The organism is Mesorhizobium sp. CNPSo 4661, assembly GCF_057784215.1.
Map to the genome: position 1 here is coordinate 1 of NZ_JBWGIO010000049.1, position 12,016 is coordinate 12,016.

Genomic DNA, 12,016 nt, shown 5'->3' on the forward strand with positions numbered 1-12,016 from the left:
ATGAAGACCGACGGGCGGCTGGACCGGAACTTCCTTCTCGGGCATTCTGGCGACGCCATCAATGCGCTGCTCGTGGCCGCCGGCCAGCGCCTCATCCTCGCCACACTGGCGCTTTGGCGTGCGCTCGTCCTGCTGGCTATCGCTGCTTGTGCCGCCAAACCGGATACTTCCTCCCGTCGCTGCGCCACTGCCGCGTCAATGGCTTAGCCATTGTTCAGGGCGGACTAATTAACCGCGAACAGGGGGTCTCGAAGGCCGGCAATCCCCGGCTGCGAACAACGATGATCGAGCTGGCCTGGCTGTGGCTGCGCTACCAGCCAGACTCCGCACTAGCTCGCTGGTTCCAGAATCGAGTTAACCGGAACGCCGGCCGCTTCAAAAAGACCACGGTCGTCGCGCTCGCCCGCAAGCTGTTGGTTGCGCTATGGAAGTATGTAAAGGCTGGAGTTGTATCGAGGGAGCAATAATGAAAGCCAGCTGGGAGAGTGCTGGTGACCATAAGATAATCTCATTCCTCAGGGCCTGATCAGCCCTGACGGATCCAGGCGCGCGAACCGGCAGGAGGCGTGGCCAAAACGCCGTGGCGTAGAATGGTGTCGTCCTCCTGAGCCCTTGCCCGCCGAACGCGGGATATTGGTGCGGCCGCCCCCAGCGGCGACCGGAATGAGGTTGATCAGGCTCGATAACCGAGCCGTATCATCTCAGACTATGGATCCGATAACGAACGGAAGTTGCCAAATGGGCCCGTGACCTACCTACTTGACGCAAAGCTCCTCATGTGAGGGCCTCCTGTATGACGGCCGTCAGCGCCTTCTCGGCCATGCGGCGCGGCTCCAGGAAGCTGGGGAAGTAGGAGCCCTTCCTCAGCTTCGGGATGCGCAGCTCTACCGTTCCGGCCCGAGTCTCCCGGCGGTCCGCAGCGTGCTCTTTTTGCCATGGCCGGCGCCGGTCGCCGCGCCCACTTCCATCTCCATCAGCCGCTCGGCGGCAAAGCCGATCATCTCGCGCAGGAGATCGGCATCGGGGGTCTTCTCCACGAGCGCGCGCAGGTTCATCATGTCGTCGGTCATCGGTGGTTCCTTCGAATCAGGTTGGTGTCAGGAACCCGACCCTAACGGAAGAACATCGATGACCACCGCTGCGCCGCTCGCTCGCTACTAACGGCGCGCTCGCGAGCGGCTTCGCTACCGCCGAGCTACACCTGTATGGGGCGACGATTGTCAATCCTGCTACTGGTTTGTGTTTGCTATCTCCTTGTTCGGCCGGTTGGCGACCATCTCCTCGTCCCGACCTACCGTCGCGCTGGCCGTCGCGCGCAGTGACGGTCAAGGATGGGGCCGCAGGCCCCATCGCGCAGCGACTTGTCCTTGACGGCCACGAGCACGGCGGCAGACTTTCTCGGTCGGGGGCCTGCGAGGTGCCGACAATGGATTCCGAGGCGGAGTTTGCCATAAGCAGGCGCGGGGACACCCGCGCAGCAGACTTGTATTCGGTCGATGTCGGAGGATCTGAACCATGATGCAGCCATGCGCATCGGTGGGCGAAGCTCCGGAGTGGCGGGCCCATTCTACGTCCGCGGTCCGAGGACCATGTGTAGCTTCGGGTTGCCGCCACCTCGGATCGTCATCGGCAGACCCTGCTGCGGGCCAGCCAATTGGGGTATGCGTTGCTCTCCTCTTCCCACGTGCACCCATCACGCTGCACGCAAGCTGACGCCCTGCGGCACCTCGCCCGTCGTGACGAGGCGCCACAGCGCGATCAGAAGCTTGCGCGCCAGCGCCACGATCATCGTCTTGCGCGTGATTTTGCGGCCGTCGGCCGTGCGCGCCTGGAACCATTGGGCAAGGGCACCGTCCTTCTGGAAGAGGAGAAAGCGCCAGGCCAATTGGATCATGCCATGCCGCACGCGGGCACTGCCGGCGCGTGCCAACCCCTTCTCGCGGCGGCGTTTGCCGCTCTCATCCGGCGACCCCGTGAGCCCGGCATAGCGCGCCACCGCGCGGCGATCGCGCAAGCCGCGCGACAGGATCTCGTGGACCAGCATGTCTGCCGTCTCGATACCGACGCCGATCACCCGTGCGATGAGGCGCACCATCGCATGCGGGCCTTCTGGTGCAGCCGGAGCCGCGGCGAGCCTGCGCAAGCGGTCGCCCTCGATGGTGCGGATCTGCGCACGCACGAGGGCGAGCCGCTCAAGCAAGCGGTGCAACTCAGCGCGGGTGTTGTCCGGCAGCGGCGTTCCCTCCGCTGTGCGGATGGCCATGAGCCTGTCGGCCGCATCGCGCAGGCTTAAGCGGAAGCTGCGAATGCCGAAGCGGGTGAGAATCGCCTTGATGCGGTTGATGAGCAGCGTCTGCTCGCCGACCAAGGTCTGCCGCTCGCGGTTCGGCCGCCGCGCGTCCTCCTCTTCGAGCGTCGGGATCGACGCCATACTGCAATGACGCTTCTCGCCACGCAGCCAGCCGAGGAAGGCGCGCATCAAAAGCTCTCGGTGTCGAGACGATCGGTCTTGGCGCGCCGGTGCTCACGCGACACCGCAACGCTGACTGGGTGGATGGCATAGGCCTCGATATCGCGCGCCAACAGCCAACGCACCAGCCAGAAGCCGTCGCCGGCCGCCTCATAGGCGACGGCAATCCGTCTGATCGTATGCCCGGCCTGGCCGGCCTCGTCGCGCCAGCGCTGCAGCAGCTTCAACAGGGATGGTGCGTCGGCATCGATCTTCTTGAGGGGCTGGCGCTGGAGACCCGGAACGAGTGCGGCGATCAGCCATTTTGCCTTGCTCATTTCATGACGGCTACGACCGTATTATTCTGTTCGAGAGCGGTAAGGGACCGGCTCGCGTCAAAAGACTGCGACATGGGGCGCCTCCTTCTGGTGGTGGTTCCAACAGCGCCGAAGCATGCCACACCCTCGCCGCTCGCCCCATATCATCTACATCGCGGGACACGACCCGCCATCGGTACTCCGTCCGGGTCGAAACCCATAGGAGACATACCAAACTGCGGCTCGAAGATCGGCTCCAGAAGTGTCTTGGCCGAGCCTTGAACGCCGCGATCCTTGACCGTGGGAATGCCCAGGGGCCGGAATTGCGCCGCGCCAAGGCCCTGATGCAGAGCCGGATCTGGTGGCTTTACAACGACATCAAGGCGTGGTGTCTGGATCCGACGGCACCCGAAGAGCCGGGGAACTGGCCAGACGGTTAGACCGGATCCTCGGCATGAAGACTAGGTTCGTAACCCTAGACAGTCTACTCGCGCGCATTCGGGCCGACCACCCGGACATTTCCGCTCCACACGGCTCGGAGAACGATATCCGCAGCGTGGTGACCCGGCGCAAGATAAGTGGCGCTGGTGATGGACGACCGAATCACCCTTGAAATCGGATACCTAGCATCTTTCCGTTGCAACAAAACCTTCCACGAAATTCGCAGAATCTTTACACCTCTAATCGCTGAAAAGGATTACGTTCATCCGCAAGTTATGAAGTCAGGCGCAGGCTGAATTCTGTCGACATAGGCCGCCGCGCAGTAAGTAATGGGGTCAACAGCCTATGCAAAGAAGAGCGCTTATCCTGCTTGAAGGCCATCCAAGGGGTAACGGTCTGCTATACCTCAAGGCGGCCAAGTGCCTTGGTCTTCATCCAATTACGATGTCGACGGATCCAGCCCGGTACGACTATCTTGCGGCGGAAAACGTTGAAACAATTCGTGTCGATACAGAAAACCTCGATGCGCTGATCCACGAATGTTCTCGGCTGCGCGCGACCTATGACATCGCTGGCATTACCAGCGCCTGGCATCCGGTCTACGCGACAGTTGGCAAGCTCTGCCGGCATTTTGATCTACCGGGACCGAACCCCGACTCCATTGAACGATGTTGCGACAAGTTCGCTCAACGACAAATCCTCGCACAGGCCGGCGTTCCGGTGCCAGCCTATCGCTTGGCAACTACTGCTATGGAGGTAGAAAGCTCTGCTGCGGAAATCGGGCTGCCGGTGGTTGTTAAGCCGGCCGAAGGCAGCGGCAGCGTCGGTGTCCGACTGTGCCGGAACGTGGATGAGTTGGCCGAGCAATCGGCTTATCTATTGGGTGGGAGGCATGTTTGGCTGTCTTGGCCGAGGATACTCGTCGAAGAATTCGCCCAGGGCCCGCTTTATTGGGCCGACACAATGGGAGATCAGACTATTGGAATTGGCATCGCAGACTGCGGCCCTCCACCGCATTTCGTCTCTCGTAAAGGCACCATTCCGGCCATGCTGTCCGATGAGGAGCATAAACTTATAGCCGATGTTTCGCTGAACTGTTTGCGAGCTCTCGGTCTTGGCTGGGGGCCAGCAGGCATCGAATTCCGATGGACGAAGCGTGGCCCAGTCGTCATTGAAGTCAATCCGCGGCTTCACGGCACGCCCGCTCCCCAACTGATTAATCTGGCTTACGGTGTCGATCTCATCACCGAGCACATCAAGCTTGCCATCGGCGACGAATGGGATTTACGCAAAAAGCATTTGCAGACTGCGGCCGCGCAGTTCCTGATTCCTGATCGCGATGGCTTCATCGATAGGTTCGACGGCGACAGTCGGGCGGCCACTGTATCCGGTGTCGCCGAGGTCAAATGGTATGTTCAACCCAAGACGCCGATCATCAGGAAAGGCGATATCCGAGACTGCATCGGACATGTCATCGCCACTGGACCCGGCTTTACTGAGACCCAGGCGATACTTCAACATGCCGTCGACCTGATCAATTGGACGATCACACCTTTTCCGACCATTGGCGAGAGGAACAAGGGTAGCCCTCACAGCCGGCAGCCTCATTCGTCCCCGATCTCACATTTGGATTAAATATTCCCGAGGGACAATCGGGGATGCTCGTAGAGAATAATGGCGCAGTATGGAGATGCATTATGAAGCTCGCTTCCGGATATAAGGCTTTTAGCGAGGCCATCGACAAGAACTACCCAGATCAAGCAAAGCCGGGTAACAATCTTGGTTGGGCAATCGCACTAAGCAGCATTGTGAATGCTGAATTTTCCGACCGCTTTGCAACGCCATCGGCACGAGGATGGCAGTCGGCTATTCATGCAAAGCTTTTTCCAAGCCACTCCACGAAGATCGGAGTCCTGGCGATGACATACAAAGGATTAATGAATATCAAGACTCCGTTTGACCTGGCTCTCTATACAAGGCTTATTTGGGAACTTCAACCGAGGACAATTGTAGAGCTTGGTTCCCTTCAGGGTGGCAGCGGACTATGGTTTGCTGACCAGATGTCGACACTTTGTGAAAATCCGGGTGAAGTTCACTCCTTTGACATCAACACTAAATGTATCCACGCAAGTGCAAAACATAAGATTCTGACATTTCACTACGTTGACCTTTCCGATATTGGAACCTTCGATGAAGATTTACTGTCACGGCTTCCTCATCCTTGGCTTGTGGTCGATGATGCTCATGTGCAGGTTTTCTCGGTGTTTTCCTACTTGAGCAGATTCCTTGTATCTGGAGATTACTATGTGATCGAGGATGAGCCTATGTTTGCAAACAAAGAAGTTAACGATGGATTAGAATTGGTTGAGCAATCAGGATTTTTAATAGATACCTATTATACAGACGCTTTTGGTGCAAATTTTACTTGTGCTCCAAATGCATGGCTTCGAAAATCATAGGCCCGCGTGGAGCCTGCCGCCGTCGGAAGGCTACAGTTTCCTGGCTTGGCGGGCTCTTGGCGGACTGGCAGATAGCCTCTTTTCTTGTTATGAGGGGCTATGGCTAGAGGTTGATGTCGTCGTCACCAAAGCGACCCTGCGACAAAAACGAAAGCACAGCTGTGACCAGAGCGCATGATCAAGACCGGCCTCCGGATTCGGCCGGAAAGCAACACCCAATTTGCCGAATTGATAAATGGCAACATCGACTAGATGTATAAACGATAGAGCCGCAGACTGTCGGCATATTCGACACCGCGATCTGCGCCAGCAGTGCTTCGGTCGGAATGTCGCTTTCAATGATGCGGGCGGGAGCGGCTGCCTGGATGACGCCTTCCTAGCCCTTTTAATATGAGTTCGCGAGGGTTGCAGGTGCCGGTCGCATCACAACGATCAGGACGCTTCCGAGATTGTTCCGCCCCATTCCTCTGAGCCCCATCAAGGCGACGGCCGAGGCGCCGATCCCGCAGAGAATCATTACCCCGCGAAAGACGTCACGCGCCGGCGAAGCGGGAAGCGGAAAGCTCGACAAGCGCTTGACTTCAACCTGACGAATAGAGAAGCAATCCTCGTCTTTTAATCCCACGAAAGGGCGGGCCACCGTTCTCCGCCTCGGAACATGACGTCTCGTGTGGATGCCAGCCGTTTTGCAAGAAAGATTTTGAACCTTTGAACGCGTGATCGAGTGCGGTCTTGTGTCGGGCCTTGAGTTGCGGCCATGACGTGGCGCGGGCCGGTATGGTGATGCGCGGACTAGGTCCAAATCTAGAAACCGAGCGAGCCAGGAGCCCTCGGGCGCATCCTTCCGGGATGCCTATCGGACCACAGCCATGGCGCCGATGATGAGCAGCCGTCGAATATCGCGTTGGCCCATCTTCGAGGTTTTTCCTAGTCGTTGCTTGCCGCCGGTCGACCTCTGCAACGGGACGAGCCCAAGCCAAGCGGCGAAGTCACGGCCGCATTTGAACGTCTCCATCGGCGGCGCGAAAGTTTCGATCGCCAGTGCGGCGATGGGGCCAACGCCGGGCATGGTTTGCAAGCGCCGAGATGTCTCAGCAGCGCATCGATCTTCTTCTTCAGTGCGTCGATCCGGCCAGTCAACTGGTAGATACGGTCCAGCAGATCGCGGCAGATCTCGCGGGCTAGATCAGGCAAGTTGGCGTTCTCCTCCTCAACGAAACGTTCAAGTCGGCTCAGATAACGAATTCCCTGCGGCGCGATGTGGCCGAACTCATAGAGGTGCGCACGCAATGCGTTGACCAACTCAGTGCGGTGATTGACCAGCTGTTCTCGCGTGCGAAACATTATGGACCGAGACTGCTGGTCCTCGGTTTTCATTTCGACGAAGCGCATCGTTGGCCGTTGCGCTGCCTCGACGATCGCCTCCGCATCCGCTGCGTCGTTCTTCTGTCGCTTGATTAATCGTCAGGTGACCATAATGCGAAGGAACGCGGGTCGAAGCATGGAACCCGCCCGGTGGCGCTGTTTTTCGCCGACTTTGCTGCACATTATTTTCCGGCGAACCTCTGCAGTCATTTGACGCGCAGAGGAGTTATTGATGTCGAAATCCGAACGAGAACTGATTGTTGAGCTCGAAGCCGTATTGATCGGCCGCAAACTACTGCAGCTACGCCCGCGTGTTTCTGGATTATCTCATGCACCGAGGAATTCCGGTCGGTGATGTGACCGAAATCGAAGTGGCGGAATATTTACGCCATGCGGCCGTACTCTTTCGGAGCGTGCTGGGCGAGGTTATGGCTGAGCATGTCGCCATGATGCGCCGCAGGGGATACAAAATATACTTCGCAACCAGTGCGGCTCTTGCAGTCCGACCGGTTCTTGCAATTGAACCCGCAACTGGAAACCGAGCCGCTGAGCGTTATGATCGATCGATGGGCGGCCACGAAAGGCACGCGTAACCATGCATACGAGCGCGAAAACCTTGAGCGTCTCTTCGCAAAAATCCAGCGGCGGCGCGATCCGTCAGCTCCTCGGCGTCGACCGGATCCGAGACCCCAAAAGGAGGTCCGCGAGCAGTCGCGCAGAAAGGCGGGACAGGGCTAATGGCCCCACCCTGCGGCGTCCCTCTGTCCCGGCCAATGAGGCAGCTACCATGCCGGAGTCAGACTTCTCCGTGTCGTGCATCAGCGGCTACGGCTCCTCGCCTTCCCGCTACGGACCATGCCCACCAAAACAGGCCATGGCCGACCCGGAGATCTCCCGGTTCCCGAACAAGAAGCTTCTATGCGTGCCAGGGTCTACGACCACGCCGGACCGAGACGGCACTCGCATATCGCACCTCCTCATGTTGCCTTCCGCGCCACTAACGGCGCCGGCATCCGGGACGATATTCTTTTCGCGGCTCAATGGCTGGCCTGCATGTTCCTCTACCGACGCTTCGCCGACACCCTCGCGGGGGCTGACGTACGGCTCGAGGGCCGATGTGGATCGCTACTCCTTAACCGCAATGGACTTGCACCATCTACTCCTTGCCAGTCTCCCGGCGCACTAGTGGTAACACCCGCCGGCGCGCCTAACGTACTGATATAATAGCATATTCTTACAGGCGGCGTTCAAGTGGGGTCAAGGTGCAATACCGAGGTATGACGCCGCACCTGGCAGAAATCTCTGTCACCGTGGCGCCGGGCGCGCATGCCATCCTGCTGCTCGATCAGGCCGGATGGCACGGCTCCGCTGACCTCATCGTCCCACCCAATATCACCCTGCTGCCGCTGCCGTCGAAATGCCCCGAACTCAACCCAGTCGAAAATATCTGGCAGCGCATGCGCGACGACTGGCTCTCAAACAGGGTCTTCAAATCCTACGACGACATCGTCGATCATTGCTGCTTCGCCTGGAACCGCTTGGCCGATCAACCATGGCGCATCATGTCCATCGGATTGCCAAATTGGGCACATCGCTGAACATCAGTGGGACTTGGTAAAAGTGGGGTTTGAAGCCATCCTGTGGCTGCGGAAGGAATTTGGCTTTTCCGGCGCGTGGACCGTCAAATATCAGAACGATCTGCTCGTGCGCCGCTTCGGACTTCAAAAAGTAAACAAAGCGAAGAGTGTGTCTCGGCTCAACGCGTTCGGACAGCTTTGCGACACGCCCAAACCAGAATTAGCGCATCCCCGTTCTTCAGCCTGTAGTCATCGCGAGCTCCGTCTGCACATAGTCAAAGCGAATCGCACCGGCTTGTCGTGCGATGTTATCTGCGCTCTTCTCGAACACGCCGAAGAGGTTTGCTAAAACCGCGTCGTGTTTCCGCTTCTCCACCCCGGATTTCTGATTTTGCAGTTCGTAATCAAATTTTCCCAAAAGTCGCCGTTGGGGACTACGACATCTTGCCTCCTTCTATAAAACCATGGCAACAAAACGCGACAGGCCCGGTCATGACAGCCATGTCTCCGTCCACAATCTCAATTTCCAGCGATCCAGCTGAAAGGTGAACTACAATTCTGCTGGAGGTCATGAGGGTTCGTTTCAGCGCAGCGAACGCGGCAACGCACGCGCCGGTTCCACACGACTTGGTCAATATCCCAGGGCGCTCCCAGACAGCAAGTCGCAGAGTTTGCCCGTCGAGAACTTCGGCTGCACCCACATGCCATCGGGAAAGAGGGGATCATTCTGCAACACGGGCGCATCGCGCCATATCAACGTCTTCGAGTTGATCGACGAAGAAGATCGCGTGCGGATTGCCAATGTTGAGTGCGACGCCGTCCTTTAGTGGTCCGCTTTGCAAGGGAAGGTGAAGTGTATCAACATAGTTGGCGAAGGGAATTCTGCGCCAGTCCATACTGTTCGGCCCGAGCTTGACGCTGATCTGCATTGGTCCCACCTTGCGGCAGCGAAGGACGCCTGCTCGCGTTTCAATCTGCACCTCGTCCCCGCCGGTCTCCTCAAGGAGTAGATGTGCTACGCAGCGAGTGGCATTGCCGCACGCGCCGACTTCCTTGCCATCGGTGTTAAAGATCCTCATTGCCGCGTAGGCACCAGCCTTGTATCCCTCGTCTGAGGCGCGCTCAATGGTGAGCAGTTGCTCGCCTCCCGCACCGGTGTGGCTATCGCAGATGCGGACAATGTCACCTTGATCGAAAGATTTTGATCCGTCCCGTGAATCTACAATCACGAAATAGTTCTGCAGGCCGTGCATCTTGATGAACGGCCAAAGCCAGTCATTTGGTGGAGGGCACGAAAGGAAGGCGATGTGCGTTATTTTGTTCTATCGCTCTATCCAGATTGATAGTGTCTTTAACCAAAGTGAACTACTTGCGTTACGGCCGTCCGCGCGGCAAAAACCTCATCACAATGATCGACACATGCGTTACCCAACCAAATTGAGATTATTAGCTGCCCGGGGGATCTGTGCAGCAGTGCTCAGTGTGAGAAAGTCTTCGAATGAGAACCGCGATTGGAAGGAGAGCGGCGCAGTACTGTCGGGCTGCAGCCCTGGAACGGTATTCACCTCTAGATAGACGGGGGCACTGTCGCGGTAGATAAAGTCGAACCGTACAAGCCCTTTGCAGTTCAATTGCTTATAAAGCATGAGGGCATCATTGCGGATCCGTTCCGCCGCCGGCCCATGGAGTATCGTGGATTTGGGACGACTCTTCAGCTGGTCATCGAAAAAACGCCGGCCGTCCGGAATATCGAACACTACTGCATCGCCAATAACAAACTCAGGGCCAACCTGAAAGATACCGACGGTACCGGATGCTCCTTCGATGAATTCTTCAAGACGCCATCTGGAGCGGTCACAAGGCTCAATTTGGCTAATTGCCTCCGCAGATGCAGTCTGGCCATCCAACATCTTGATTCCTAAGCTGGACCCCTCATCAATCGGTTTCAGGACCAGCACCTTCGATTGCCGGAGCTCATGTGGCCAGGTGCACGGATCTTCTAGCGTTGTTACCAAACGGCCGTAAGGGACTGGATAGCTCCAAGCTCTAAGCAATGCGACAAAGACTTCTTTGTTCATTCCAATTGCAGAGGCTAGGACTGATGGTCCGGAATATGGAACACGTAGGACGTCAAGAAATCCTTGGATCCTACCATCTTCGCCTCCCCCGCCATACACAATATTTAGCACGAAGTCGCATTGGCGGACGGCATTAAGCAAGTGGTCCACCTCGTCTGGGTCCACAACTTCGACTGAACGGCATAGTTGTTGAAGGTATGGGATTAGTAGATTTTTGGTTTCAAGAGAGCCCGCGCGCTCCGTTGATGAACCTCCAGCAAGAAGAACTAGACGGGAGCTGGAAAGAACTTCTCGTGCGGCCGAAAGTAGTTTTGCATCTTGCATTTTACTTTCCTCATTGATCGTGAAATTCATATGCCAGTACGCGTCCGAGCGGCATCGCCGATGCCTTGTCCGACAACCTACCGATCAGCTTCGACACCTGTTATTCAAATGCGCCCGGGGGCACCCGGAGGGACTTCAAAGACCGCTTCTTAGTTTACGTGACGAGCTTTCATGACACTGTGCTTCCTTCCTTGGCTCCATTGATCACGCTGACACTCCAGAGCAGCAAATCCAAGTGTTAATCGCCGCCCAACGTCTAGCGTGGCAACAGACGTGCCAACTGACCAAAAGCCTCAAAAGAGACCTCAATGGCCTTAACAGAGCGCAATAGAATGCCGTGCCGATCACCTTTGCCATCAATTCGACAGGCCCGCGTCGGGTTGTTGACACAAGACGTACCCGAGGACCGGATTCGCGAGTTGGTCGATGACACGGCGGATCTTCAGCAAGTTATCGACCCCCGCTGACAGCGAGGCATAAGTTGCGTGAGGAATTCTCCCAGTTGCACGATAAGGTTTCGGACATCACGCAGTAACGAGAAGTGCCGGCTTCTGATGACCATCCCCGGTGCCTCGCAGAAATCGCCAAGGCCAAAGTGCCTGGTGCTAGCAACAAGCCTCGCTTTCATTCAAACCGCAATGATCAAGCTCCTGGCAATGATCGAGCTCCTGGCAATGATCAAGCTCCTGGCAAGAAGGCTCGCCACATACGCCCTTTCTTGAACAGGACTCAAACGGGATGGCACGGAAATTGCTGCGGGGCTAGTGCAGTTAGAAACCCAGGAAGGAGAATAAGCCGTGGATAATACCTGGTTCTTCGAGAAGAAGCTCGCCGACGCGGACCCCGATGTCTCCCAGCACATCGCTGCGGAAGAATCCCGCCTACGTGGCCAAATCGAGCTTGTCGCGCCGAAGAACTACCTCAGCCGGGCTGCGCGTGAGGCCATGAATTCCATGGTGGTGTTTGCAACGATTGAAGGTTATCCGGGCAAGAGGTACCACGCTGG

At 57.4% G+C, this 12,016-nt stretch carries 7 protein-coding genes and 7 pseudogenes; 7 read left to right on the top strand and 7 right to left on the bottom strand.

All coding sequences use genetic code 11. The features are described 5' to 3' along the window. A pseudogene (locus AC0YKC_RS33355) lies at positions 1–207 on the top strand (IS5/IS1182 family transposase); the annotation flags it as partial. A gap of 14 nt (positions 208–221) precedes the next feature. Then, positions 222–526: pseudogene (locus AC0YKC_RS33360) on the top strand (hypothetical protein); the annotation flags it as partial. A gap of 257 nt (positions 527–783) precedes the next feature. Here the strand turns inward: AC0YKC_RS33360 and AC0YKC_RS33365 are convergent. The 3 genes and pseudogenes from AC0YKC_RS33365 to AC0YKC_RS33375 all read right to left on the bottom strand — a co-directional run. After that, positions 784–1,070 (bottom strand): annotated as a pseudogene (locus tag AC0YKC_RS33365) (transposase); the annotation flags it as partial. A gap of 623 nt (positions 1,071–1,693) precedes the next feature. Then, complete coding sequence (locus tag AC0YKC_RS33370; protein ID WP_488514163.1) at positions 1,694–2,479, bottom strand: transposase; 786 nt, start codon at positions 2,477–2,479, stop codon at positions 1,694–1,696. Then, positions 2,479–2,787, bottom strand: coding sequence for a hypothetical protein (locus tag AC0YKC_RS33375; protein WP_488514164.1), 309 nt, complete (start codon positions 2,785–2,787; stop codon positions 2,479–2,481). Before AC0YKC_RS33375 ends, AC0YKC_RS33370 begins: the two co-directional genes overlap by 1 nt. A gap of 765 nt (positions 2,788–3,552) precedes the next feature. Here AC0YKC_RS33375 and AC0YKC_RS33380 point away from each other — a divergent pair. Together AC0YKC_RS33380 and AC0YKC_RS33385 are read left to right on the top strand one after the other, a co-directional pair. Further along, positions 3,553–4,842, top strand: a complete 1,290-nt coding sequence (locus AC0YKC_RS33380; RefSeq protein WP_488514165.1) for an ATP-grasp domain-containing protein — start codon at positions 3,553–3,555, stop codon at positions 4,840–4,842. Between the two features lie 62 nt (positions 4,843–4,904). Further along, a complete protein-coding gene (locus tag AC0YKC_RS33385; RefSeq protein WP_488514166.1) occupies positions 4,905–5,666 on the top strand; it encodes a CmcI family methyltransferase in 762 nt (253 codons plus the stop codon). Between the two features lie 856 nt (positions 5,667–6,522). Here the strand turns inward: AC0YKC_RS33385 and AC0YKC_RS33390 are convergent. Continuing rightward, a pseudogene (locus AC0YKC_RS33390) lies at positions 6,523–7,127 on the bottom strand (IS110 family RNA-guided transposase); the annotation flags it as partial. A gap of 1,181 nt (positions 7,128–8,308) precedes the next feature. Between AC0YKC_RS33390 and AC0YKC_RS33395 the strand changes: the two are divergent. Further along, positions 8,309–8,629: pseudogene (locus AC0YKC_RS33395) on the top strand (transposase); the annotation flags it as partial. A gap of 25 nt (positions 8,630–8,654) precedes the next feature. Continuing rightward, positions 8,655–8,771 (top strand): annotated as a pseudogene (locus tag AC0YKC_RS33400) (IS6 family transposase); the annotation flags it as partial. 271 nt (positions 8,772–9,042) lie between these two features. Here the strand turns inward: AC0YKC_RS33400 and AC0YKC_RS33405 are convergent. The 3 genes from AC0YKC_RS33405 to AC0YKC_RS33415 all read right to left on the bottom strand — a co-directional run bounded on the left by AC0YKC_RS33405 (position 9,043) and on the right by AC0YKC_RS33415 (position 11,040). Beyond that, on the bottom strand, positions 9,043–9,309 hold the full coding sequence (locus tag AC0YKC_RS33405; RefSeq protein ID WP_488514167.1) for a hypothetical protein: 267 nt from the start codon (positions 9,307–9,309) through the stop codon (positions 9,043–9,045). A 21-nt stretch (positions 9,310–9,330) separates the two neighbouring features. Further along, entirely contained in the window at positions 9,331–9,861 is a 531-nt protein-coding gene (locus AC0YKC_RS33410; RefSeq protein WP_488514168.1) for a diaminopimelate epimerase, read from the bottom strand. A 171-nt stretch (positions 9,862–10,032) separates the two neighbouring features. After that, a complete protein-coding gene (locus tag AC0YKC_RS33415; RefSeq protein ID WP_488514169.1) occupies positions 10,033–11,040 on the bottom strand; it encodes a D-alanine--D-alanine ligase family protein in 1,008 nt (335 codons plus the stop codon). Positions 11,041–11,807: 767 nt separating this feature from the next. Between AC0YKC_RS33415 and glyA the strand changes: the two are divergent. Continuing rightward, positions 11,808–12,016, top strand: a pseudogene (gene glyA / locus AC0YKC_RS33420) (serine hydroxymethyltransferase); the annotation flags it as partial.